Origin of the sequence: Cellulomonas sp. APG4 (genome assembly GCF_009996735.1) — a bacterium.
GTDB lineage: Bacteria > Actinomycetota > Actinomycetes > Actinomycetales > Cellulomonadaceae > Actinotalea.
The window spans coordinates 74691-98102 of the sequence record NZ_JAACYI010000009.1; the positions used below are offsets into that span (position 1 = coordinate 74691).

General features: G+C 74.8%; 21 protein-coding genes. 10 read left to right on the forward strand and 11 right to left on the reverse strand.

All coding sequences use genetic code 11. The features are described from left to right. The first annotated feature begins 99 nt into the window (after nt 1–99). From recC to recD, 3 genes are read left to right on the forward strand one after another with little or no spacing between them, the layout of a single operon-like run. Complete coding sequence (gene recC / locus GXB85_RS08670; protein ID WP_370524105.1) at nt 100–3564, forward strand: exodeoxyribonuclease V subunit gamma; 3465 nt, start codon at nt 100–102, stop codon at nt 3562–3564. Then, nucleotides 3561–6941, forward strand: coding sequence for a UvrD-helicase domain-containing protein (locus GXB85_RS08675; RefSeq protein ID WP_161917249.1), 3381 nt, complete (start codon nt 3561–3563; stop codon nt 6939–6941). Before recC ends, GXB85_RS08675 begins: the two co-directional genes overlap by 4 nt. After that, entirely contained in the window at nt 6938–8926 is a 1989-nt protein-coding gene (gene recD / locus GXB85_RS08680) for an exodeoxyribonuclease V subunit alpha (RefSeq protein WP_161917250.1), read from the forward strand. The genes GXB85_RS08675 and recD overlap by 4 nt, the downstream gene beginning before the upstream one ends. Before the next feature lie 32 nt (nt 8927–8958). Here recD and GXB85_RS08685 read toward each other — a convergent pair whose 3' ends face one another. From GXB85_RS08685 to GXB85_RS08705, 5 genes are all read right to left on the reverse strand, one after another. Continuing rightward, on the reverse strand, nt 8959–9834 hold the full coding sequence (locus GXB85_RS08685) for a hypothetical protein (protein ID WP_161917251.1): 876 nt from the start codon (nt 9832–9834) through the stop codon (nt 8959–8961). Continuing rightward, entirely contained in the window at nt 9813–11027 is a 1215-nt protein-coding gene (locus GXB85_RS08690; RefSeq protein ID WP_161917252.1) for a hypothetical protein, read from the reverse strand. The genes GXB85_RS08685 and GXB85_RS08690 overlap by 22 nt, the downstream gene beginning before the upstream one ends. Next, on the reverse strand, nt 11024–11320 hold the full coding sequence (locus GXB85_RS08695) for a hypothetical protein (protein WP_161917253.1): 297 nt from the start codon (nt 11318–11320) through the stop codon (nt 11024–11026). The genes GXB85_RS08690 and GXB85_RS08695 overlap by 4 nt, the downstream gene beginning before the upstream one ends. Beyond that, nucleotides 11317–11889, reverse strand: a complete 573-nt coding sequence (locus GXB85_RS18170; protein ID WP_237728104.1) for an SAV_915 family protein — start codon at nt 11887–11889, stop codon at nt 11317–11319. Before GXB85_RS18170 ends, GXB85_RS08695 begins: the two co-directional genes overlap by 4 nt. Before the next feature lie 79 nt (nt 11890–11968). Then, nucleotides 11969–12172: a hypothetical protein gene (locus tag GXB85_RS08705; protein ID WP_161917254.1), complete on the reverse strand. Its 204-nt coding sequence runs from the start codon at nt 12170–12172 to the stop codon at nt 11969–11971. A 260-nt stretch (nt 12173–12432) separates the two neighbouring features. Between GXB85_RS08705 and GXB85_RS08710 the strand changes: the two genes are divergently transcribed. From GXB85_RS08710 to GXB85_RS08725, 4 genes are all read left to right on the forward strand, one after another. After that, entirely contained in the window at nt 12433–13977 is a 1545-nt protein-coding gene (locus GXB85_RS08710) for a glucose-6-phosphate dehydrogenase (RefSeq protein WP_161917255.1), read from the forward strand. A gap of 171 nt (nt 13978–14148) precedes the next feature. Further along, nucleotides 14149–15351: a DUF4190 domain-containing protein gene (locus tag GXB85_RS08715; RefSeq protein ID WP_161917256.1), complete on the forward strand. Its 1203-nt coding sequence runs from the start codon at nt 14149–14151 to the stop codon at nt 15349–15351. A 161-nt stretch (nt 15352–15512) separates the two neighbouring features. After that, the gene (locus tag GXB85_RS08720; protein WP_161917257.1) at nt 15513–15998 is read left to right on the forward strand and encodes an NfeD family protein; all 486 of its coding nucleotides are present in this window, start codon (nt 15513–15515) and stop codon (nt 15996–15998) included. An 86-nt stretch (nt 15999–16084) separates the two neighbouring features. After that, the gene (locus tag GXB85_RS08725) at nt 16085–17572 is read left to right on the forward strand and encodes a flotillin family protein (protein ID WP_161917258.1); all 1488 of its coding nucleotides are present in this window, start codon (nt 16085–16087) and stop codon (nt 17570–17572) included. A gap of 60 nt (nt 17573–17632) precedes the next feature. On the opposite strand, the gene GXB85_RS08730 is transcribed toward GXB85_RS08725, so the two are convergent. Continuing rightward, complete coding sequence (locus GXB85_RS08730; RefSeq protein ID WP_161917259.1) at nt 17633–18088, reverse strand: ATP-binding protein; 456 nt, start codon at nt 18086–18088, stop codon at nt 17633–17635. Nucleotides 18089–18308: 220 nt separating this feature from the next. Here GXB85_RS08730 and GXB85_RS08735 point away from each other — a divergent pair, with 220 nt between their 5' ends. Continuing rightward, complete coding sequence (locus GXB85_RS08735; RefSeq protein WP_161917260.1) at nt 18309–18566, forward strand: hypothetical protein; 258 nt, start codon at nt 18309–18311, stop codon at nt 18564–18566. Here GXB85_RS08735 and GXB85_RS08740 read toward each other — a convergent pair. Continuing rightward, on the reverse strand, nt 18545–18814 hold the full coding sequence (locus GXB85_RS08740; protein WP_161917261.1) for a hypothetical protein: 270 nt from the start codon (nt 18812–18814) through the stop codon (nt 18545–18547). The genes GXB85_RS08735 and GXB85_RS08740 overlap by 22 nt on opposite strands. Before the next feature lie 216 nt (nt 18815–19030). Here GXB85_RS08740 and GXB85_RS08745 point away from each other — a divergent pair, with 216 nt between their 5' ends. Continuing rightward, nucleotides 19031–19498 carry a hypothetical protein gene (locus GXB85_RS08745; protein ID WP_161917262.1) on the forward strand — a complete coding sequence of 156 codons (468 nt, stop codon included), beginning with the start codon at nt 19031–19033 and terminating at the stop codon, nt 19496–19498. A 7-nt stretch (nt 19499–19505) separates the two neighbouring features. Here the strand turns inward: GXB85_RS08745 and GXB85_RS08750 are convergent, their stop codons facing one another. From GXB85_RS08750 to GXB85_RS08765, 4 genes are all read right to left on the reverse strand, one after another. Then, nucleotides 19506–20279, reverse strand: coding sequence for a purine-nucleoside phosphorylase (locus GXB85_RS08750; protein ID WP_161917263.1), 774 nt, complete (start codon nt 20277–20279; stop codon nt 19506–19508). A gap of 10 nt (nt 20280–20289) precedes the next feature. Next, nucleotides 20290–20442 carry a methionine/alanine import family NSS transporter small subunit gene (locus GXB85_RS08755; protein ID WP_161917264.1) on the reverse strand — a complete coding sequence of 51 codons (153 nt, stop codon included), beginning with the start codon at nt 20440–20442 and terminating at the stop codon, nt 20290–20292. After that, complete coding sequence (locus GXB85_RS08760; RefSeq protein ID WP_161917265.1) at nt 20442–22043, reverse strand: sodium-dependent transporter; 1602 nt, start codon at nt 22041–22043, stop codon at nt 20442–20444. The genes GXB85_RS08755 and GXB85_RS08760 overlap by 1 nt, the downstream gene beginning before the upstream one ends. 181 nt (nt 22044–22224) lie before the next feature. Then, on the reverse strand, nt 22225–22911 hold the full coding sequence (locus tag GXB85_RS08765; RefSeq protein ID WP_161917266.1) for a DUF2993 domain-containing protein: 687 nt from the start codon (nt 22909–22911) through the stop codon (nt 22225–22227). Nucleotides 22912–22966: 55 nt separating this feature from the next. Between GXB85_RS08765 and GXB85_RS18175 the strand changes: the two genes are divergently transcribed. Next, nucleotides 22967–23404 carry a hypothetical protein gene (locus tag GXB85_RS18175; protein ID WP_237728105.1) on the forward strand — a complete coding sequence of 146 codons (438 nt, stop codon included), beginning with the start codon at nt 22967–22969 and terminating at the stop codon, nt 23402–23404. Nucleotides 23405–23412 lie beyond the last annotated feature (8 nt).

The window sequence follows — 23412 nt, forward strand, 5'->3', positions numbered from 1 at the left end:
GCCGACCTCGGTGCAGGGCGGGGGGGGGGGTGGCGGTGAGTAGGAGGCCGGGGTGTGGGCGGCGGCCAGTACGGTGGCGACGACCCCGAAGAACAGGACGTGCCCGTGCTCCAGCTGCACCGATCCGAGCGTGCCGACACGCTCGTGGTGCCGCTGGCCGGGGTGCTCGCGCGGGCGCTCCCGGACCCGTTCGCGCCCGACGTCGTGGCCGTGCCTACCCGCGGAGTCGAGCGCTGGCTCGCGCAGCGGCTCTCGCACCACCTGGGCGCGGCCGACGGCGAGGCCGGGATCACCGCGAACATCCGCTTCGACCCGCCAGAGCGTGTGCTCGACGACGCCGTCCACGCGGCCCTCGGCACCGCGCGCACGCACGATGACGACCCGTGGTCACCCGAGCGCCTCACGTGGCACGTGCTGACCACGATCGACGCGTGCGCGCACGAGCCCTGGTGCTCACCGCTCGGCCGGCACCTGGGCGCGGCCGACGACGACGTGCGGCGCGGCCGCCGCGTGCAGGTCACGGCCCACCTCGCGCGGCTGTTCCGCGCGTACGGCACCCAGCGGCCCTCGATGGTCGACGCGTGGGCGCGCGGCCTCGACGAGGACGGCACGGGGGCCCCGCTGCCCCCGGACCTCACCTGGCAGGCCGAGCTGTGGCGCCGCGTGCGTGACGCGATCGGCGAGACCTCACCCGCGGAGCTGATGCCCGAGGCGCTCCGTGCCCTCGACGAGCACCCCGACGTCGTCGACCTGCCTGAGCGGCTCTCGGTCTTCGGTCCCACCCGGCTCCCCGAGCACCACCTCCAGGTGCTCGCGGCCCTCGCCCGGCACCGCGAGGTCCACCTGTGGCTGCCGCATCCTTCACCCGCGCTGTGGGAAAGGGTGGCCGCGGTCGAGCCGCCCGGGGACCGGCGCCGTGCCGCGCGCGAGCCCGTCGCCGCCCACCCGCTTCTCGCGTCGATGGCCCGCGATGCGACCGAGCTGCAGGTGCGCCTCACCGGCACGGGCGCGCAGGCCGATGAGCACCACCCCGCACCCGAGCCCCCTGCGACCCTCCTCGGCACCCTGCAGCGCAGGCTCCGCGACGACGACGTCGTGTCCCCGCCGGCCGCACTCGCACCGCACGACCGCAGCGTGCAGGTCCACGCGTGCCACGGCCGCAGCCGTCAGGTCGAGGTGCTGCGCGAGGCCCTCCTTGGCCTGTTCGCGGACCACCCAGACCTCGAGCCGCGCGACGTCGTGGTGCTCTGCCCCGACGTCGAGGCGTTCGCCCCGCTGCTCACCGCGACGTTCGGCGCGCTCCCCGAGGGACCGGGTCACGACGTCCACCCCGGGCGCACCCTGCGCGTGCGGCTCGCGGACCGCTCGCTGCGCCAGACCAACCCCGTGCTCGCGATGCTCAGCCGGCTGCTCGAGCTGCCCGACGGTCGAGTCACGGCGTCGGACGTCATCGACCTCGCGGCGAGCCCACCCGTGCGCCGCCGCTTCCGGCTCGACGACGACGAGCTCGCGCGTCTGCGTACGTGGGCGGTCACCTCGGGCGTGCGCTGGGGCGAGGACCGCTCGCGCCGCGAGCGCTTCGGGCTCGGCCAGGTGGGTCAGGGCACGTGGGAGACCGGCCTCGACCGGTTGCTCCTCGGGGTCGCGATGGCCGAGGAGGACCACCGGTTCCTCGGCGCGGCGCTGCCGCTCGACGACGTCGACTCGACCGACGTGGACCTCGCCGGCAGGGTCGCGGAGCTCGTCGACCGGCTCGCGCGCGTGCTCGACCTTCTCGACGGTCCGCACGGGCTCGAGGACTGGCTGGGGGCGCTCGACCACGCGATCGACCTGCTCGCCGACGCCGCCCCCGCCGACGGGTGGCAGCTCACCGAGGCGCGCCGCACCCTCGCGGACGTGCGTGAGCACGCGCAGGCCAGGAGCCTGCGCACGCCGCTGCGGCTCGCCGACGTGCGTGCGCTGCTCGCGCGGCGCCTCGAGGGTCGGCCCACGCGCGCGGGCTTCCGCACCGGCGCGCTCACCGTGTGCGCGCTCGAGCCGATGCGCGCGGTGCCGCACCGCGTGGTGTGCCTGCTCGGCATGGACGACGGTGCGTTCCCACGGGGCGCGCGTACGGACGGTGACGACGTGCTGCTCCGCGCGCCACTGATCGGCGAGCGCGACCGGCGCAGCGAGGACCGTCAGCTCTTCCTCGACGCCGTCACCTCAGCAGGTGAGCACCTCGTCGTCCTCTACTCGGGCGCGCACGAACGCACCGGTGCCGAGCTCCCGCCCGCGGTCCCGGTGGGCGAGCTGCTCGACGCACTCGACCGCACCGCCGACGGCGCCCGCGCGCACGTCGTGGTGCAGCACCCGCTCCAGCCTGTCGACGAGCGGGCCTTCACCCCCGACGCCCTCGGCAGGCCCGGCCCCTTCAGCTTCGACACCGCGGCGTACCGCGCAGCGCTGGCGGGCCGCGAGCGCCCCGTCGAGAGCGCGAGCCGTACCCACCCGGACGGCGCCGGACCCGCCGACGGCGCACCCGTCCCGCCGCGGCTGTCGCGCGCGAACGCGACGTTCCTGCCCGCCCCGCTCGCCCCACCCGAGGCGACGAGCAGCGCACGCGCCCCCGAGGAGGACGACGCCCCCGACGTCGTGGACCTCGACGCCCTGGTGCGCGACCTCGAGCACCCCGTGCGCGCCTTCCTCCGCACGCGCCTCGGCGTGGTGCTGCCGGGTGAGATCGACGACGTCGAGGACGCGCTGCCCGTGACCCTCGACGGCCTCGGGACGTGGCAGATCGGGGACAGGTTGCTGAACGCCGCACTCGCGGGCGCAGACCTGGACCGGGCGGTGCAGGCCGAGTGGCGCCGCGGCGAGGTGCCGCCGCGAGCGCTCGGCCATGCGGTGCTCACGGAGGTGCGCGAGCGCATCGCGCCGATCGTCGCCGCGGCGGACCCGTTCAGCGGGCCCGGCCCGGCGCATGCGGTCGACGTGGACGTCGAGCTTCCGGACGGACGTCGCGTCACCGGCACGGTGCCCGGGGTGCACGACGACGTCCTGCTGCGCGCCGTGTACTCGCGGCTGAGCCCCAAGCACCGGCTGCGCGCATGGGTCCAGCTGCTCGCCCTCGCGGCCTCCGACCCCGCGCACCGGTACCGCGCCGTGACCGTGGGCCGCTCGCAGGGTCGCGCGCCCCGTGCCGCGGTGGCACGCCTCGACGCGCCGTCATCGGCCGACGCCACGCGTCACCTGGGTGAGCTGGTCGCCCTGCGCGACCAGGCGCTGCGCGAGCCTCTGCCGATGCCCGTCGAGACCGCGTGCGCGTACGCGACCGCCCGCGCGGCGGCGACCGAGGAGGTGCAGGCGCTCGACGCCGCGCGCACACGCTGGAAGGACGGCTTCGAGCGCACCGACGAGTACCACGTCGAGGTGTGGGGACCGGCCGCGACCCTCGACGACGTGGCCGGCACGCCGTCGGAGGCCGAACGTGCGTGGTGGCCCGAGGAGGGCACGCGCCTGGGCGTGCTGGCACGACGCGTGTGGGAGCCCGTGATCACCCACGAGGACACGGAGACCGCATGACGACGGCGCCCACCCCGCCCGTGTTCGACGTCTGCGGCCCGCTGCCCACCGGCACCACCGTGCTCGAGGCGAGCGCGGGGACCGGCAAGACGTTCACCATCGCGGCCCTCGCCACCCGTTACGTGGCCGAGGGCCTCGCCGAGCTGGGCGAGCTCATGCTCGTGACCTTCGGCCGTGCCGCGACCTCCGAGCTGCGCGACCGGGTCCGGGGCCGCCTGGTCTCCGCCGAGCGCGAGCTGCGTGCACCCGAGGCGCACACGTCGGCCGACCCGGTGATCGCGCACCTCGCGGCGTGCGACGCGGACGAGCTCGGCCGACGCCGCGACCGCCTCACCCGTGCGCTCGCGCAGTTCGACGCGGCGACCATCACCACGACCCACGGCTTCTGCCAGCAGATGCTCACCGCCCTGGGGGTCGCGGCCGACGTCGACGCCGACGCGGCGCTCGTGCCCGACGTGAGCGAGCTGCGCGACGAGGTGGTCGACGACCTGTACCTGCGCCGCTACGCCGCCGAGCCACGACCGGCGCTCGACGTGGAGCAGGCGCGCGAGGTCGCCCGCGCGGCGCTCGACGACCCGCAGGCGGCGCTCGAACCGGCGGACGCCGAGCCCGACACCCCCGCCTGGCACCGCGTGCGGTTCGCCGAGGCCGTGCGGGCCGAGGTCGAGCTGCGCAAGCGCACCCGGCGCGTGCTCGACTACGACGACCTGCTCACCCTGCTGCGCGACGCGCTCACCGACCCCGTGACCGGGGCCGCGGCCGCCGAGCGCGTGCGTGCCCGCTACCGCGTGGTGATGGTCGACGAGTTCCAGGACACGGACCCGGTGCAGTGGGAGATCCTGCGCACGGCGTTCCACGGCCACCGCACCCTCGTGCTCATCGGCGACCCCAAGCAGGCGATCTACGCGTTCCGCGGCGCGGACGTCGTCACGTACCTCTCGGCGCACGCCGAGGCGACGCACGTCGCGACCCTCGGCCGCAGCTGGCGGAGCGACGCCCCGCTCCTCACCGGGCTCGAGCACGTGCTGGGCCAGGCGGCACTCGGCGACCCGCGCATCGTCGTGCGACCCGTGGACGCCCAGCACACGGGACGCCGCCTCGAGGGCGGACCGCCGCTGCGGCTGCGCCAGGTCATGCGTGAGGCCTTCGGGGTCAAGGGCACCAAGAACCCGCCGATCGACGCGATCCGTGAGCTCGTGACGCAGGACCTCGCGGCCGACGTGGTGCGTCAGCTCGAAGAGACGCGCCTGCACGTCGACGGCGTGTGGCGACCGCTCGAGCCCGGTGACGTCGCGGTGCTCACCCACCGCAACGCCGATGCCGCCGCCGTGCGCGCCGCACTCGAGGCGGCGGGCGTCCCCGCGGTCGAGTCCGGGCTGTCCAGCGTGTTCGGCACCGACGCGGCCCGCCACTGGCGGCGCCTGCTCGTCTCGCTCACGCAGCCCGGTCACGCGGGCCGCGCCGTCGCGGTCGCACTCACACCGTTTGTGGGCTGGGACGCGACGCGGCTCGGCACCGCGACCGATGCCGAGCGCGACCACCTCGCGGACACGCTGCGCAGCTGGGCGCAGCTGCTCGCCGAGCGCGGGGTCGCGGCTCTGCTCGAGACCGCGACCGCCGAGGGGCTCGCGGAGCGGCTGCTCCGCGAGGAGAGCGGTGAACGCACCCTCACCGACCTGCGGCACGTGGGCCAGCTGCTGCACGAGGCCGCGACCGCGGGGTCGCTCGGCACCGCGGCCCTCACGGACTGGCTCGGCCGACGCATCACCGACGCGGCGCAGGACACCGCCGAGGAGCGCAGCCGCCGTCTCGAGACCGACGCCGCCGCGGTCCAGGTGGTGACGATCCACGCGAGCAAGGGGCTCGAGTTCCCCGTGGTGTACGTGCCGTTCGCGTGGAGCCGCTACGTCATGAGGAACCCCGGCACGTTCCGCGTGCACGACGACGCGGGCAGGCGCGTGCTCGACGTGGGCGGCCCGACCGGGCCCGACTACGCCACGTGGAGCGCACGAGCGCTCGCCGAGGCCCAGGGCGAGGACCTGCGTCAGCTCTACGTGGCGCTGACGCGCGCGAGCTCCCAGGTGGTCGCGTGGTGGTCCCCGTCGTTCAACAGCAGGGCCGGCGCGCTCACGCGCGTGCTCCTCGGCGGCCATTCGCCCGGCGAGCAGCCGGCGGACTCCGTGACCCCCGGCAGCGACGACGCCGTCGGCGAGCGCCTCGCCTCGCTCGCGGCCGCCTCGGCCGGCACGGTCGTGCACGAGCAGGTCACCGCCCGGCCCACCCCGCGCACGTGGACCCCACCGACCACCGCGCGGCCCGGTCTCGCCGTCGGGCGCCTGGACCGAGGCCTCGACGCGACGTGGCGTCGCACGTCGTACTCGGGCCTGACCGCGGCGGCGCACGAGCACCCGGGCGTCACGAGCGAGCCCGAGACCAGCGGCGTCCAGGACGAGCCCGACGTGGGCACGTCCGCCGTCGCGCCCGGCGACCACGGGACGGCGGCACCCGCGGCCGAGGCCCTCGAGCTGCCGATGGCCGACCTCCCGGGCGGGACGGGCTTCGGCACGCTCGTGCACGACGTCCTCGAGCACGTCGACACCTCGGCACCCGACCTCGACGCCGAGCTGCTCGAACGCACGCGCGCCTCGCTGCGCACCCACCTGCCCGGCGTCACGCCCGAGCAGCTCGCCGCAGCGCTCGCGCCCGTGCTGCACACCCCCCTCGGGCCGCTCGCCGGTGGCCGCACGCTCGCGCAGGTGCCACCGCGTGACCGGCTCGCCGAGCTCGAGTTCGAGCTCCCGCTCGCCGGCGGGGACCACCGCGACACCGCCGCCCGGACCGCTCTGACCCTGCGCGGCGTGGCCGACCTGCTCACCCACCACCTGCCCGACGACGACCCGTTCGCGGGGTACGCGGCGCGTCTCGCCGGGCTGGGGGCCGAGGAGGTGCGCGGGTACCTCACCGGGAGCATCGACGCCGTGCTGCGGGTGCCGACCCCACGGCCGGCCCACGAGGGCGACGGCGCCGACGTGCGCTACCTGGTGGTCGACTACAAGACCAACCGTCTGGCCCCCGCGGGTGAGCCGTTGACGCTCGCGCACTACCGGGCCGCGGCGATGGCCGAGGCCATGATGAGCTCGCACTACCCGCTCCAGCTGCTGCTCTACTCCGCCGCGCTGCACCGGTACCTGCGCTGGCGCCAGCCCGGGTACGACCCCGAGCGCCACCTGGGCGGCGGGCTGTACCTGTTCGTGCGCGGCATGGTGGGCCCGGGCACGCCCGCGGTCGACGGCACGCCGTACGGCGTGATGGCCTGGCGGCCGCCGACGGGTCTCGTGACGGACCTCTCGGCGCTGCTGGACGGGAGGCCACGATGACCGAGGCACCCTGGCCCCGCGGAGCGGGCGCACCCGACGCCGCGGCGCCGGTCGACGAGGCCGTCGGCACGCGACCACCGGGCGTGGTCGAGGGCTTCGCGCCGCAGCTCGTGGTGGGCGCGGGCCCGCTGCTCGCCGAGTTCAACCGCGCGGGCGTGCTCGCCGCAGCCGACGTGCACGTGGCGCAGCGCCTCGGTCGGCTCACGGGTGAGGCGGACCCGCGGGTGCTCCTGGCGGTGGCCCTCGCCGTGCGTGCCGTGCGCGGCGGCTCGGTGTGCGTGGTCCTCGACGAGGCGGCCGAGCTCACGACCGTCGACCGCGACGACGACGGCGACGCGGTCGTCGACCTCACGACGCTGCCCTGGCCCGAGCCCGCCGCCTGGCGCGCCGCGGTCGAGCGCAGCCGGATGGTCGCGGCGGGGCCGGACGATCCCGCCGAGCTGCCCGCCCGGTTCGTCGACGGTCGCCTCTACCTCGACCGCTACTGGCGCGACGAGCAGGCCGTGCGCACCACGGTCGACCGTCGGCTGCGCGCCGAGGTGCCCGGGCCGCCCGACGACGCCCTGCGCGCCGCCGCCGTGCGCGTGTTCCCACCCGTCACGACGCCCGACGGCCGCGCGTTCACCAATGCGCGCCAACGCTGCGCCATCGCGGCCGTCGCGCACAGCAGGCTCACGGTCCTCACGGGCGGCCCGGGCACAGGCAAGACGACGACCGTGGCGCGACTGCTCGCGGCCCTGCAGGAGGTGCTCGGCCCCGGCCTGCGCGTCGCCCTCGCCGCCCCCACCGGCAAGGCCGCGGCGCGCCTCCAGGAGGCCGTGCACAGCGAGCTCGGCGAGCTCACGGCGCCCGACCGCGCTCGTGTGGGCACCGTGCAGGCGACCACCGTGCACCGCCTGCTGGGGTGGCGGCCCGGCTCGTCGACCCGCTTCCGGCACGACCGCGACCACCACCTGCCGCACGACCTGGTGGTGGTGGACGAGACGTCGATGGTGTCGCTGCCACTCATGGCACGCCTGCTCGAGGCGCTGCGGCCCGAGGCCCGGCTGCTGCTGGTGGGCGACCCGGATCAGCTCGCGTCCGTCGAGGCGGGTGCGGTGCTCGGCGACCTCGTCGCCCGCCCGCCCGTGGCCGACCGGCTCCCGGCGGTCGTCGCGCGCGTGCTGCCCGACGACGACGTCGGCGCGAGGGACACGCTGCGCAACGGCGTGGTCGAGCTGGTCGAGTCGCACCGGTTCGACGACGCCGTGGGACGACTCGCGCGTGCGACGCGCGCCGCCGACACGGCCGCCGTGCTCGCCGAGCTGCGCGCGGGGTCACCCGACGTCGAGCTGGTCGAGGCCGGCGACGCCCCGACCGACGCGCACCTCGCAGGTGTGCGCTCGGACGTCGTCGAGGCGGGCGGCGCCCTCGTCGCCGCGGCACGGGCCGGGGACGAGGCGGGGGCCCTCGAGGCGCTCGGCCGCCACCGTCTGCTGCTCGCCCATCGCACCGGCCCGGCCGGTGTCGCGGTGTGGTCCGAGCGGGTCGAGCGCTGGGTCGACGAGGCCGTGGGCGGCCTGGCCGTCGGCGACCACCGCGGCAGCCCCTGGTACCCCGGCCGCCCCCTGCTCGTCACGACCAACGACAGGGACACCGGGCTGTACAACGGCGACACCGGTGTGGTGGTCGACGACGGCGCGGGCGGCGTGATCGCCGTGTTCGGCGACCCGCACGCCCCGCGCCGAGTGCGCCCGCACAGGCTCCCGGCGGTGCAGACCGTGCACGCGATGACCGTGCACCGCGGCCAGGGCAGTCAGTTCGACCGCGTCACCGTGCTGCTTCCGCCGGCGACGTCGCCGCTGCTCACGCGCGAGCTGTTCTACACCGCCGTCACCCGCGCTCGCAGCGCCGTGCGCGTGATCGGGAGCGCGGACGCCGTCGGGCTCGCAGTCCAGCGGCCCGTGCGCCGCGCGAGCGGCCTGCGCGAACCCCTCGACCGCTGAGGCACCTCACGGAAGGTGACCCTGCCCGGCGCCTACGCTCGGCGCGGCCCGCGCAGCTCGCCCTGCCGCACGCGCTCGACCGCCTCGGCCGTCCCGAGCTCGGCACGGTCACGCGCATGGGTGCGGTAGTGCTCGACGAGCGCCACGACGAGGTTCGGATCGCTGCGGTACGTGGCGAGCGGGAGCACGAGCCGCGCGTCCGCGAGCGCCTGCGAGGCTCGCGCACCCGCAGCCGGCGTCACCGAACGGCGCCAGATCGTGAGCTGTACCGCCGGATCGACCGAGAGCCGGGGCGCCGTGACCTCGTCCCACGGCAGCAGCTCGATCTCGGTGCCGCGCCTGCGTCCCACGCCGTCGGGCGTGAGGACCAGGCGGGCCGCGCGGGCGCCGCCCGGGGGGTTGCGGAGCACGCCCACCAGCACGATCGCCGCGAGGACCAGTCCCACGAACGGCGACGTGAACCGCGTCGGGCCCATGTCCACGCCCTGGAGCCCGCCGAGCACGAGCAGGGCCGAGAAGAGCAGCGCGAGCCCCGCCCCCACCGGTCCGGCGAGGCGTGCGACGCGGGTGGGCGGCAGCTCGAGGCGCCGGCGCACCGTCTCGAGCTCGATCCGCCCGTCGCGCGGCGCGAGCACGAGCGAGCCCACGGCCACGCATCCGAGCACGAGCGCGGCCGCGATCGTGAGGCCCAGTGCGAGCACCAGCGGCTCACCGGACAGCATCATGACCACCGCACCGAGGCCCGCGAGCGGCACCACGAGTGCGAGGGGCACGAGGATCCGCGCGCGCCGGCCGCGTGCGAGCCGCACCGGCGGTCCGGTCTCGAGCGGCGGGTGCAGCACCACCACCCCACCGGGCGACCGGGCGGCGCCGTCGGCCGCCGTCATCAGCCGAACACCGAGTTCCACGCGTCCGAGACCCCGCCGCTCACGGAGTCCCACGCGTCCTCGGCGAAGTCGGTCGTCGCGTCCCACGCGTCCTCGAGCCCCGCGTCGATCGCCTCGCGCACGTCCTGCGGCACGAGCTCCTCGTACGCCCACACCGCGCCCGCGCCGATCGCCGCACCACCGATGACGACGGCGCCCGCGGTGGCCCACACGGGTGCGGTCGCGCCGAGGACGGCGACCACGGCCGCTCCGGCAGCGATCCCGCCCACCACGCCCGCGACCTCGCCGATCGCGACCGACGACGGCGAGCCCCCGGAGGCGATCTCCTGCCCGGCGAGCCCCAGGCTCAGCGCGTCGCCGACGAGCGGCAGGTGACGCAGCGGGCTGCGGCGCAGGCCGTCGACGACGTCGTCGAGCGCGTTCGCGGTGCGTCGCATCTCGGCCGGGTTCGCGGCCTCGGCCGCGGCGCGCACGGCCGGGTTGCCCGAGCGGAGGCCGTCACGGAACTCGGCTGCCTCGGCCCGCATCTGCTCGGCCCGCGCGCGGAGCTCGTCGATGTCCGCCGACAGGCGCTGGTCCTTCGCCTCGATCGCGTAGTCGAAGGCGATCTTGTTGGTCGCGGCGAGGCCGCCCAGCACCGTCGTGATCAGCGGCTCGCTCGCGGTGATGCCGCTCTCGAACGCCTCGAGGTTGTCGGTGATCCACTTCTCGAGCTCACCCCACGCGGTGCCCACGTCGGTCGCGATCCGGTTGTAGAGCTCGACCTTGGCGAGCTGCCGTTCGTACGCCGCCTGCTGCGCCTCGAACTGGTCGACCGCCGCCTGCGGGGCGTCGTCGGCCAGGCAGTACTGCGGCGGGACGGCGGCGTCGGGGGGCTCGATCACGGTGCCCGCGACCACGAGGCCACCCGCACTCGCCTCGTCGCGCCAGTCGGCCATGTCGCTCTGCATCCGCTCGAGCTGGCCCGCGTAGGCGCGGAGCTTCTCGGCCGCGTCGCCCGCCGGACCCACCTGCTCGTCGGCCGCACGCATGAGCCGCTCGACGAACTCGAGGTAGGCCATGCCCGACTCGCCGTGCCACGCCGAGTGCCCCACACGCTGGTTGAGGCAGAAACCCGCGAACGCGTCGAGGGCGTTCTTCAGGGTGGGTGCGAGCCACTCGGCCGTCGCGCGCACCGAGGCCGGGCTGCCCGGCACGTGGGTGTCGATGCTCACTCGTCCCCCATGGTGTCGAGCGCGGAGCGGAACGCCTCGGCCGCCGACTCGTCGGTGCGGCGGGTGTCCGCGACGATCTCGTCGAGCACCGCGCCGGCGACGCGTGACGCCGTCGCGAGGTCGTCCGCGCGCGGCGCGAGCTTCGCGACGATCGAGGCGATCACGTCGCTCGCGACCCCGCCGTCGACCGACGTGGGCACCGAGGTGAGGGCTTCCTCGAGATCCTCGGCCGCCATGCGGTGGCGGCCGGCCATCTGCTCGATGACCTCGAGCTCCATCTGGATCTCGCTCATGCGATGCGCCCCTCCCGGCGGTGCTGCTCGGGCACGTGCAGGTCGAAGACCACCACGTCGTACGGCTGACGTCGCTTGACCTCGCCGAGCGACGCCGTCGGCAGCGCGACCCACGGCTGCTCAGGGCCGCAGCCCGCGGCGAGACGGTCGAGCGCGGTGTAGGCGAGCAGCGCGGGACGCCCGTCGCGCAGCGGACGCACCTCGACGCTGGCGCCGTCGTCGCGCACCGGCAGGTACACGACGGGTGGTGGCGCGGTGCGGCCCCGCCCGCCGGCCCGCGCACCTTCCCCGCCCGACGGCGCCGCGGTGGCCGTGGCGGCGTGCGCGGGCGGCGGCTCGTCGAGCACCAGCGCGTCGAAGGGGCCGTAGACGTCGTCGAGCTGCTCGGTGCGGGCGAGCGTCCAGCGCTGCTCGGGGCCGCACAGGTCGACCAGCCGGTCGAGCGAGGAGTACGCGAGCAGGGCCCGACGGCCGTCCGCGAGGCCGTGCAGCAGCACGAGCAGGTCGTCGGGCGTCGAGTCGTCGGTGCACAGCAGGTACACGAACGGTGGGACCGGTCGGTCGACCACGCGTGCCCCCTCTCGTGGGCCCAGCCGGGACGCCGGGCGAGCGAGAGTCTAGGGAGCGCCGCCCGGGGCGCGCACGGGATCAGCCGTGCCGCGAGACGCGCCGCACGAGCTCGCACATCTGGTGTGCCGTCATGAGCTGGACGTCCTTCTCGGCGAGCACCCACACCTGCGGGTCGGTGATGTGCCCGTCGGCCCGCTCGACCACGAAGCTCGCGCCCCCGCGCTCGGCCGACGGCAGGGGTGTCAGGTGCGAGGTGACCGGGTAGCCGCGGAGGGGGTGCATGCCGTGGAGGACCACTGCTGCGCCGCGCGAGAAAGGCACTGCTCCGCCGCGCGGGACGGACGGTGCTGGTGCGCTGGGGGTGAGGGTCGCGCTCACGGGGGCCTGCCGAGGTTCACCAGGGGCGTCGCCGGCTGCGTTGCCCGTACCTCTTCATCGGCACAGGTCGACGGGCGGTGACCGCCGCAACCGGGTGAAGCTGCCGACGCGCGCCAGGGGCCGGGCGCACGTAGCGTCGAACGGAGCTACCCCGAGGAGCGCGCATGACGACGGACCGCACGCACGACGACGCACACGACCCCGGCACCGAGCGCGACCCGGGCGGCCACCGCCGGCCGCTCGTGCTCGTGCTGCACGGCGCCCGCGGCGACCTCGCCCGCCGGCTCGTGCTGCCGTCGCTCGCCACCCTGCACCGGCGCAGCCTGCTGCCCGAGCGGTTCGCGCTGCTGGGCACGGGTCGTACGGCGATCAGCACGGAGGAGTTCCGCGACCTCGTGGACGACGCCCTGGGCGAGTTCGGCCAGGAGGGCACACGGGCGGCCGACGTCGAGGCGCTCACGCGCCACTCGTGGTTCGCCGCCGAGGTGACCGAGGACGACGACGCCGAGCTCCCGGACGCCCTCGCCCGCACGAGCGAGGCGCTCGTCGACGGGCTCGACGGCGTCGACGCCGCCGACGTGACCGTGGTGCACTACCTGGCCGTGCCGCCGTCGGCGTTCGTCGGCCTGACCCGCGCTCTCGGTGCGCACGGCATGCACCGCGGCCCGGCCGGGCAGGAGGGCGACCCGCGCACGGACACGGTGCGGATCGTGTTCGAGAAGCCGTACGGCACGTCACCCGAGACGTTCCGCGAGCTCGACGCCGTGGTCCACGAGGTGTTCGACGAGGAGCAGGTGTTCCGGATCGACCACTTCCTGGGCAAGGAGGCGACGCAGAACCTGCACGTGCTGCGCTTCGCGAACGAGCTGTTCGGCTCGGTCTGGGACCGCCACCACGTCGAGCGGGTGGAGATCGACGTGCCGGAGACGCTCGACGTGGCGCAGCGTGCCGAGTTCTACGACGCGACGGGTGCGGCGCTCGACATGGTGGTCTCCCACCTCTTCCAGGTGGCCGCGCAGGTCGCGATGGGACCGCCCGAGGACCTCGCCGCGACAGGTCTGGTGCGCGCGCGCGAGGAGGCGCTCACGCACCTGCGACCCCTGGACCCCGAGGACGACGTCGTGCTCGGGCAGTTCGAGGGGTACCGCGAGATCGAGGGGATCGCGGACGACTCGACGACCGACACGTTCATCGCCGCGCGGGCGTGGTTCGACGACGACCGCTGGCGCGGCGTGCCGTTCCTGCTGCGCACCGGCAAGCGCATGGCCGCGTCGGCGCAGCGCGTCACGCTCGTGCTGCGCCGCGACCCCGAGCACCTGTTCGGGGACGAGATCGGGCCGAGCGCGATCAGCCTGTCCCTCGCGGGCGACGGCGCGATCGAGGTCACGACGACGGTCAAGCGCCCGGGACCGGACCTCGCCCTCGCGACGGGCACGGCCCGGCTCGACCTCGACGACGTCGAGCCGGGAGAGCCGCTGCCCGCGTACGCGTCGCTGCTCGACGACGTGCTCGTGGGCGACCGCACGCTGTTCACGACTCCGGTGGGCCTCGCCGCCGCGTGGGACGCCTTCGCGCCGCTGCTCGGCGACGGCCGTCCCGAGCCCGAGCCGTACGCGCCGGGCAGCTGGGGCCCGCGCGCGGCCGACGACCTCGCGGGCCCGGACGGCTGGTGGCTCACGACCCGTCAGGGTGAAACCGGGCAAAGGTAGCGGCGCGACGTCGGCGCCCTTCGATAAGGTCTGCGCGGCTGCCGCACGCGGGCAGGGGGCCTCGCCGCAGGGGGAGTCCCCGCAGGACGCGCTCCTGCATGCATGCGCGCACGCGGCCACGAACCCCCGGCCGACGTCAGGCGCGGGGGTACCCACGACGATGGAGCAGGTATGAGCGAGAACGACGACCGGCGCACCGAGCCCGAGGGCTCGGTGCCCCCGCCCCCGCCCTCGGACTGGGCGCAGACGGATGCGTCGGCCCCCCAGCCGGCCGCCGCGCAGCCCGGGGACGAGCAGCCCACCGAGGTCCACCCCACGGTCGAGCAGCCCTACGCGGCGCCCTACGCCCAGCCCGGCGCGACCACCGAGCAGCCGTACGCGGCTGCCGGCGCGCCGGCGCAGCAGCCGTACGCGCAGCCCTACGCCCAGCCGCAGACGGACCAGCAGTACGCCCAGCCGGGGGCTGCGTACGCCCAGCCCTACGGCGGCTACGGCCAGCCGGCCCCGAGCAAGACGAACGGCCTCGGGATCGCCGCGCTCATCGTCGGCATCCTGTCGCTCCTCATCTGCTACATCCCGTTCGTCGGCTTCGTCTCGGTGCTCGGCGGCATCATCGCCGTGGTGCTCGGCATCCTCGGCATGCGCAAGGCGAAGGACGGTCAGACCGGCGGGCGCGGCATGAGCCTCGCGGGCCTCATCACGGGTGCCATCGCGCTCCTGGTCGCGGTCGTCATCAACGTCTTCGTGATCATCGGCCTCAACTCGCTCGACAGCTCGCTCGACGACTCCCTCCAGGAGCTCGAGGACTCGGGCTTCCTCGACGAGACCGAGGGCAGCGTCTCGGGTGGCGACGCCACCGACGACACCATGACGGACGACACCACGGACCCGGGCACCGAGGACGAGGGCGGCGTCGAGGCCGGCGCGCTCGGCTCGCGCGAGAACCCGGCGACCCCGGGCACCGACGTCATCACCTTCACCGAGGACGGCCAGCCCACGTGGGAGGTCACCCTGGGCGCCGCGAACGTCGACGCCTGGGCCGCCGTGCAGGCCGAGAACGAGTTCAACGAGCCGCCGGCCGACGGCAACGTGCACGTGCTGCTCCCCGTCTCGGCGACCTACCTGGGCACCGAGACCGGCACGCCCGCGTGGGACCTCACCATCGCGTTCGTCTCGGCCGACGGCCGCACGTTCGACCAGGCGTTCGGCGTGATCCCGGACGACCTGATGAACGTCTCGGAGCTCTACGAGGGCGGCAGCGGCCAGGGCAACGTGCTCTTCGAGGTCCCGGCCGACGCGCTCGAGGGCGCCACCTGGTCGGTCGAGGCCGGCTGGAACAGCGACCGGATGTTCTTCGCGGTCGTCCCGCAGTGACCTGACGCCGGCACCGCCGGCACGCGTCTCCCCGGAGGGTCGGACCAGACGGTCCGGCCCTCCGGCACGTCCGGGGGCCGACCGGGTGACCCGGCCCCACGGCGCACCCGCGCACCGATAGGGTGCGCGTGGGCTCGGCGCAGGGGAGGGACTCGCACACCATGACGGTCTTCATCGTGATCGGCGCCCTGGGGCTCGTGCTCCTGCTGGTCGCCCTTCCGCTCGGCGACGTCTTCGAGATCGGCGACGGCGCCCTCTCGGGCACCTCGCTCGGCGCGGGGGCCGTCGCCTTCGGCGCCCTCGGCGCCATCGTCAAGGCCAACGGGCTCCCCACCGTGTGGGCCTACGTCGCGTCGATCCTGTTCGCCGTCCTCACCGTCGTGGTCGTGCAGCGTGTGGTCGCGCAGCTGCGCGCGTCGGAGGACGGGCAACCCCTCGTGCTCACCGGCGTGCCCGGCGTGGTCACCTCGACCGTCGGCCCGAGCGGCACGGGCGAGGTCAGCCTGGACGACCCGCGCGAGCTCGAGCGTCGCCTCGCCTGGGCCGACGCCGTGATCCCGGAGGGCACGCGCATCGTCGTCGTCGAGCAGTCCGGCAGCCGCGTCAAGGTCGAGGCGGTCACGCCCACCGACCCGACCGCGCCGTGACGCGCGGCTCCTGACGCACCGGCCCCCGCCCCACCACCGCTGTCCGGCTCCACCTCCACCCGCACGTCACGACAGGAAGGTCCCCCGTGGGAACCAACTTCGCCGCCGAGACCGTCACGGTCATCGGGGTCGTCGCCCTCGCCATCGCGCTCCTCGCGATCCTCGCGTTCATCGCGCGCCGGATCCGCCGGGTGCCGCCCAACGAGGCGCTCATCATCGTCGGCCGCGGTGCCGGCAAGAAGGCCGCGGCCGACGCGGGTCAGCGCGTCGTCGTCGGCGGCCGCGTGTTCGTCTGGCCGATCCTCCAGCAGGGCTTCCCGATCTCGCTCGAGCAGCGCCAGATCGGCATCACCGTCGAGGGCGTCGACAAGAACCGCATCAAGATCGCCATCAAGGCGTCCATCAACTTCAAGGTGCGCGGTGACGAGGAGGGCGTGCGGCGTGCGGCCCAGCGCTTCCTGTCCCAGCAGGGCACGCTGACCGAGATCATCAAGGAGTCCCTCGAGGGCTCGCTCCGCTCGATCGTGGGCGACATGACGATCGAGCAGATCATCTCCGACCGCAAGGGCCTGTCGGACCGCGTGGTCGAGTCGACCAAGGCGGACCTGGCCGAGCAGGGCCTGCAGGTCGACCTGCTCAACATCTCCGACATCTCGACGCCCGGCTCGGACTACCTGGGCAACCTGGGTCGCGCCGAGAACGCCCGCGCCCGCCAGGTCGCCGAGGTCTCGGAGGCCGAGGCCAAGCGGATCGCCGAGTTCGCCGTGATCGAGGCCGCCGAGCAGATCGCCGAGCGGCAGAAGGCCCTCGACCTGCGCCGCGCCTCCATCAAGGCCGACACCGACCGCGCGAACGCCGAGGCCGAGGCCGCGGGTCAGCTCGCGCGCGCCGAGCAGGACAAGATCGTCGCCGTGCAGCAGCGCGACGCCCTCGCCGAGCAGGCACGCGTGACCGAGGAGCAGCTCGACATCGACGTGCGCAAGCCCGCCGAGGCCGAGGCGTACGCCGAGGTGCAGCGCGCGACCGCCCAGCGCGACGCCGCGAACGCCGCGACCGAGGCCGACGCGTACAAGCGGACCACGATCGCCGAGGCCAACAAGAAGGCCGCGATCCAGGACGCCGAGGCCGCGGCCGAGGCCGTGCGCCGTGCCGGTGAGGCCGAGCGCGACCGTCAGCTCGCGCTCGCCGCGGCGATCAAGGCCGAGGGTGAGGCACGCGCCGCGGCGATCGAGGCCGAGGGTCGTGCCGAGGCCGCCGCGACGGACGCCAAGGCCGAGGCGCTCAAGAAGTACGGCGAGGCCGCCATCGCGCAGGAGGTCATCTCGCGCCTGCCCGAGATCGTGCGGGCCGCGGCCGAGCCCATCGGCTCGATCGCGAACATGACGGTGGTCTCCACCGACGGCGCGTCGTCGCTCACCAAGAACGTCGCGTCCGTGCTCGGCGAGGGTCAGGAGGTCGTGCGCCAGCTCACCGGGCTCGACCTGTCGCAGCTCATCTCCAACGTCGCGGGCGGCCGCGCCACAGGGGCGTCGACCGACGGCACGGGTGAGGTCGCCGGGCGCACGCAGGCCTGAGGCCGGCTCAGGCGCACGCCGGGGCCAGACCCGGCACGAGGACGACGGCGGGTCGTCCGGTCACGCAGTGGCCGGGCGGCCCGCCGCGCTGTCGGGAAAGCACGCCCACACGTGCTTCGTGGCATCCGTCGTGTACCAGCCCACCTGCTCGGCGAGCAGCTCGGTGAGCCGCAGGCCGTGGCCGCCCTCGCCGGCGTCGCGGCCCGACGCGAGGAACGGGGTCGCCTCCGGGTCCTGGTCCGCGACGTCGAGCATCCACTGCCCGTCCATGCACCTCAGGGTCACGGTGGTCGGGGGCAGGCCGTGACGCAGGGCATTGGTCGCGAGCTCGCTCGCGACCAGGACCATCTTCTCCGGCACCGTGCCGAGCGTCGCGCGGCCCGACGCCCGCTCGCCCGTGAGCGCGAAGGTCAGCTCCCCGCGCAGGGCGGACAGCTCCTGGGGCGAGTCGAGCACCCACCGCGCCACCTGGTCGTAGCCCTCGGGTGGTCGGCTCTCCGGGAGCGGCTGGTTCATCTGGGCACCTCATGTCTCGTCCGGCGGGACCGCTGCCCCAGTCGGCGGGCGACGCCCGTGACCACTCGATGGTGAGGCACGCGCCCGGTCCGCGCCACCCGACGCGCGGCCCGGGGAAACGGGTGAAAACGGACCTCCGTCGCAGGTGGGCGGGCTTGCGGGGTCAAGTCACGCGTGCCTCGCGCCGATGCACCGGACAACCGACACGCAGGGAGGGACCGTGGACACCACGGCTGCACGCGCCGCCGCCGTCGCTCGTCACCGGCGCCCCCTGCTCGACCACGTGCCCGCGCCGCGCCGCCGGCCCGAAGGCGCAGGCGCCGAGTCGGAGCGTCTCGCGGCCGTGGACGCGGCTGCCGGTGGGCGCCACGGCCACGACGTCACCGGCCTGCTCGACGGCGCGCCCGTGCGTCTGGGCGCGATCGTGGCCACGGCCGCGGCCCACCTCGTGGCGACTCAGGCGTCCTCGAGCACCTGACGCACGAGGGCGAGCACCTCGGTGAGCCCGACCACCTGCGCGTCGCGCTGCGCCTGCATCCACAGCGCGGGGCTGCGGATGTCGCCCTGTGCCTTCTCGACCAGGTACGTGCCAGGGGCGCCGTCGTCGTCGAGGGAGCTCACGTGCCAGGTCACCGGCACATGGGTCGCGGGGTCGATCCCGTGGATCGACAGGGTCGTGTCGGGGGTCAGCGCCGATCCGTGCGGCGGGACGAGCACCTGGGTCATGTCCACCTCCTCGTCGGACGGCGTGCCGGCTGTCGTCCTCCTGATCGGCACGGCCGCCGTGAGGTGAGCCGTCGCGCCGAGCTTTCACCCCCCGACGCCGTCGTCCGGGCCCGGCGCCGGGATCCCGCGGTGCCCCCTACCTGAAGAGAGTGCCGACCGGCGTCGTCATGACGCCGTGCGGTTGCCCTTCACCCACCACCGTCGTTGGATCGGCGCATGGATGACACCCGACACGCCGCACAGGTCCCCGACGGTCCCGACGAGGCGCACCAGGTGCCCGACGGCGTGGACGACGCGACCGTCGAGGCGGTGGGCCGGCTCACGGCCGCGCTCGAGGTCGTCGAGCAGGCCCGCGGGATGCTCTACGGCTTCCACCGGATGACCGGGCGGGCGGACAACGACCTGGCCGACGCGCTCGACGCGCTCGAGGACGCGGGCCACGCCGAGCTCGCCCGCAGCATCCGCACCGACCTGCTCGGCCGCAACGTGCTCTCGCGGCGCTGGACCTTCCAGGTGGTCGAGGACTACGACGACGACTACTGGCAGCCCTTCCGCACGTGGGAGGCGCGCGTACGGGACGGGCTCATGGCCGGGCGCCGGCACGTGTACGAGGCGCAGCTCAAGGAGCGCAACCGCACGCACGGCCGGGCGCACCACGAGGCGCGGCCCGCCCCCGGGGAGTGAGACGCGGTCAGGCCGTGAACGCCGCGAGGCCCAGCGCCACCGAGCGGTCGAACAGCTGCTCACGCTCGGCCGCCGACAGCGACGCGTCGCGGAACAGCAGGTCGGAGATGGTGCAGATGGCGAGCGCCTGCCCACCCTCGGCGTCGGCGGTCGCGTAGAGACCCGCGGCCTCCATCTCGACCGCGAGCGTGCCGTGGGCGACGAGCCTGTCGTTCGTCTCGGCGCGCTCGGCGTAGAACGCGTCGGACGAGAGCACGGCGCCCACGTGCACCGTCCCGGTGCGCGGGCGGCGTCGTCGTCGGCCCGTGTCCGGTGCCGGCTTGCGCGGGGTCGCCTCATGGCCCGTCCCCACGCCACCGGCGGCCGCGGCGGCCGAGAGCAGCGCGAAGCTCGGCGCGTGGCTGTAGTGGATACCCGGGATGCGACCCGCGGTCATGGCCGAGTCGGTGTGCGCGGCGCTCGCGATGACGACGTCGCCGATCTCGAGGTGGGGCGCCATGCCGCCGGCCGTGCCGATGCGGATGATGCGGCGCACGTCGAAGAACCGGAACAGCTCGGTCGCGTAGATCGTGATCGAGGGCATGCCCATGCCCGAGGCGAGCACCGAGACGGGCCTGCCGTCGAACGTCCCGGTGTAGCCGAGGATCCCACGCACCTCGGTGACCAGCCGGGCGTCGGTGAGCACGGTCTCCGCGATGCGCTGCGCGCGCCGCGGGTCACCCGGCATCAGGACGTCCGGGGCGAGGTCGCCGGGCTCGGCGTCGATGTGCGGCGTGGCCATGCCTGCGACCCTAACGCGGCGCCCCCGGCGTCGCCGGGTCGTGGTGGGCCACCTCGGCGGCCTCGCGCCGGGTGTCGGCGCGCAGCCGGAGGATGCTCGCCACGAGCCCGCCCCAGACCAGCAGCACGGCGAGCGCGAAGAACAGCAGCGCCGTCGTCGTCATCAGGGCTCCCCTCGGGTGGTGGTGGACCCACCGTGCACGTCACCCGTCCGGGTGAGCACGCGCGCGGGCAGGTCGGCCGGCGTGAAGTCGTCAGGGCTGCGGCGCCACGGCGCGAAGGTCATGCCGAGGGCGAGCGCGACGGCGAGGCCGATGACACCCCAGCCGACGGTGTTGACGAACGACCACGGCATCTCGCCGTAGGGCACGGTCGCGAACTCGACGATCCCGCTCACGAGGATGTAGCCGAGCGCGACCGGGGCGATGACGCCGACGAGGACGCGCCACCACGTGCCGACGTGCACACCGGCGCGGGCGTTGAGGTGCGCCTGGAGCTCGGGCAGGCGACGCAGGCCGAGGCCCACGAGGATCGTCATGACGACGGCCGAGCCCAGCACGCCCACCTCGTTGACGTAGGCGTCCACGGTGTCGAGCAGGGGCAGCGCCGTCGTCGTCGAGAAGAGGGCGATCGAGAGCACCGCGGCGACGGCCCCGATGCGCACCGCGGCCTGTCGCGGGCTGATGCCGAGCTTCTCCTGGAAGGCCGCCGAGACCACCTGCAGGATCGAGAGCAGTGAAGTGAGACCCGCGAGCGTCAGCGAGCCGAAGAACAGCACGCCGAACACCGGGCCCGCGGGCATCATCGAGATGATCTGGGGGAACGCGACGAACGCGAGCAGGATCCCCTGGTAGCTCGTGTCCTCGATCGCGATGCCGCTCTGCGCCGCCATGAAACCGATCGCGCTGAACACGCCGATGCCCGCGAGCAGCTCGAACGACGAGTTCGCGAAGCCCACGACGAGACCCGTGGAGGTCAGGTTCGCGCGTCGGCGCAGGTACGAGGAGAACGTGATCATGATCCCGAACGCGATCGAGAGCGAGAAGAAGATCTGGCTGTAGGCCGCGACCCACACGCCCGGGTCGGCGAGGGCCTCCCAGTGCGGCGTGAAGAACGCGTTGAGCCCGTCCGCCGCCCCCTCGAGCGTCACGGCACGCACCACGAGGCTCAGGAACATGACGAGGAGCAGCGGGATGAAGATGCGGTTGGCGCGCTCGACGCCCTTCTGGACGCCGAGGGCGAGGATCCCGATCGCGACGAGCCACGTGATCACGAGGGCCGCGAGCACCTGGGGCACCACCTGCGTGCTCAGGCCCGGGTCCGCCGCCTGGAGGTAGTCGCTCACGAGGAACGTCTGCGGGTCGTCACCCCAGGCCTCGGTGAACGAGAAGACCATGTAGCTGCCGGCCCACGCGATGATGACCGTGTAGTAGAGCGTGATCGCGCACGAGATCGCGACCTGGAACCAGCCGAGGGGCTCCGCGCCGCGCCGCAGGCGGCGGAAGACGGTGGGCGCGGCCCCCCGGAACCGGTGGCCGAGCGAGTAGTCGAGCCACAGGATCGGGATGCCCGCCGTGAGCAGCGCGACGAGGTACGGGACGAGGAACGCGCCCCCGCCGTTCTCGTAGGCGACGCCGGGGAACCGCCAGATGTTGCCCAGCCCCACGGCCGAGCCGATCGCCGCGAGGACGAAGCCGAGCTGCCCCGACCACTGCTCACGCGGCGGGTGGGCACCCGCTCCCGACGCGGCGGACTGCTGACTCATGGGCACCTCGCTGGTCGGGCTCGTGGGGACGGGCCGAGGGTGGGGCCCACGTCGCTCGCCGCGGGGAGGGTGGGCGCGGCCGGACGCTGCGCAGCGAACATATCGCCGTCCTCGGCGGGCTGCGAGGGATCGAGGGCCCGGGCGGGGACGACGGCGTGTGCAAGGCGGCGAGCGCCTCGCCTCAGCCCGCGCCCTCGGCGGTCAGCACCACGTCGGTGCCCTCGGCGACCAGCTGGGCGCCACCCTCGTCGAGGGTGAGGTCGGTGAGCTCGAGACCCTCCGGGAGTCCGTCGATCGGCACCTCGAGCCCCTCGAGCTGCTCGGTGAGGGCGGAGGGCAGGTCGGATGCGGACACCGTCGCCCCGGCGAGGCGCAGCCCGTCGACGTCGACCAGCACCGCATCACCACCCGCCGTCGGGACCAGCAGCACCTCGAGCGGGAGCCCGAGCAGCTGGGTGCTCGCGACGAGCCGGTCGCCCTCGATGACGAGGTCCAGGGGGAGGTCCAGTGCGGCGGTGAGCTGGTCGAGCGGCGCGTACGCCGTCATCCGCGCGGAGCCCGCCGTGGTGGGTCGGCTGGTCGACACCTGCTCGAGGCGCACGACGACGTCCTCGAGCACGAGGTCCTGCACCGTCGCCTCGGGAGCGGTGACGTCGACGGCACCGAGCTCGCCCGCGAGCACCTGGGTCAGGAAGGGGAAGCCGTGCACGGTGACGTCCGGCTCGGTCGCCAGGCCGGGGATCTCGTCCTGGAGCTCGCCGGCGATGCGCTGCTCGGCCTCGGCGTGCAGCACGCGGTCGACGACGACCGCGCCGCCCGCGAGGACCCCCACGACGACGACGCCCACGATCGCTCCCCGCGCACCCATGCGGTGACCCTACGGCCGCCGTACGCTGGTGACATCTCGACGACGAGGACCGGCCATGGGCGTGGCGACTGCACTCTGGCTCCTGCTCCCGATGGCGTTCTACGGGGTGCTTGCGCTCGCACTGCCACCGCCGGGACCGCCACCGGCCTGGCGCGTGCGCGTGCACGAGCGGTGGACGGGTGTCGCGGACCGGTGGCGCGCGAGGCGCGGACGCCGTCGTCCCCCACCTCCACCCGACCCGTTCGCGGCGCTGCGTCTGCAGCTGCGCCTCGCCGACCTCGCCGCCCAGGTGCGGGCGATCGAGGAGGACCGGCGCCTCTGGGCCCGCGCGCGCCGGCTCGAGGCGGTCCAGGCCGCGTACGACGGCCTCCTGGTCGAGGCCTGCCGGCTCGCGGGGGTGCCGGTGCCCGAGATGACGGGGTGGGGCCGGCTCACCGAGGTCGAGCGGCTCGACGACGAGCTCGCCCTGGTGCAGGCCGGGTGGTCGTGGTGACGTGCCTC

Bases quoted from the DNA above. Each gene is read 5' to 3' on its own strand.
- GXB85_RS08675 (WP_161917249.1), top strand. From the start codon at position 3,561: ATGACGACGGCGCCCACCCCGCCCGTGTTCGACGTCTGCGGCCCGCTG.
- recD (WP_161917250.1), top strand. From the start codon at position 6,938: ATGACCGAGGCACCCTGGCCCCGCGGAGCGGGCGCACCCGACGCCGCG.
- GXB85_RS08695 (WP_161917253.1), bottom strand. From the start codon at position 11,320: ATGAGCGAGATCCAGATGGAGCTCGAGGTCATCGAGCAGATGGCCGGC.
- GXB85_RS08705 (WP_161917254.1), bottom strand. From the start codon at position 12,172: ATGCACCCCCTCCGCGGCTACCCGGTCACCTCGCACCTGACACCCCTG.
- GXB85_RS08710 (WP_161917255.1), top strand. From the start codon at position 12,433: ATGACGACGGACCGCACGCACGACGACGCACACGACCCCGGCACCGAG.
- GXB85_RS08715 (WP_161917256.1), top strand. From the start codon at position 14,149: ATGAGCGAGAACGACGACCGGCGCACCGAGCCCGAGGGCTCGGTGCCC.
- GXB85_RS08720 (WP_161917257.1), top strand. From the start codon at position 15,513: ATGACGGTCTTCATCGTGATCGGCGCCCTGGGGCTCGTGCTCCTGCTG.
- GXB85_RS08730 (WP_161917259.1), bottom strand. From the start codon at position 18,088: ATGAACCAGCCGCTCCCGGAGAGCCGACCACCCGAGGGCTACGACCAG.
- GXB85_RS08740 (WP_161917261.1), bottom strand. From the start codon at position 18,814: ATGACCCAGGTGCTCGTCCCGCCGCACGGATCGGCGCTGACCCCCGAC.
- GXB85_RS08745 (WP_161917262.1), top strand. From the start codon at position 19,031: ATGGATGACACCCGACACGCCGCACAGGTCCCCGACGGTCCCGACGAG.
- GXB85_RS08750 (WP_161917263.1), bottom strand. From the start codon at position 20,279: ATGGCCACGCCGCACATCGACGCCGAGCCCGGCGACCTCGCCCCGGAC.
- GXB85_RS08755 (WP_161917264.1), bottom strand. From the start codon at position 20,442: ATGACGACGACGGCGCTGCTGTTCTTCGCGCTCGCCGTGCTGCTGGTC.
- GXB85_RS08760 (WP_161917265.1), bottom strand. From the start codon at position 22,043: ATGAGTCAGCAGTCCGCCGCGTCGGGAGCGGGTGCCCACCCGCCGCGT.
- GXB85_RS08765 (WP_161917266.1), bottom strand. From the start codon at position 22,911: ATGGGTGCGCGGGGAGCGATCGTGGGCGTCGTCGTCGTGGGGGTCCTC.
- GXB85_RS18175 (WP_237728105.1), top strand. From the start codon at position 22,967: ATGGGCGTGGCGACTGCACTCTGGCTCCTGCTCCCGATGGCGTTCTAC.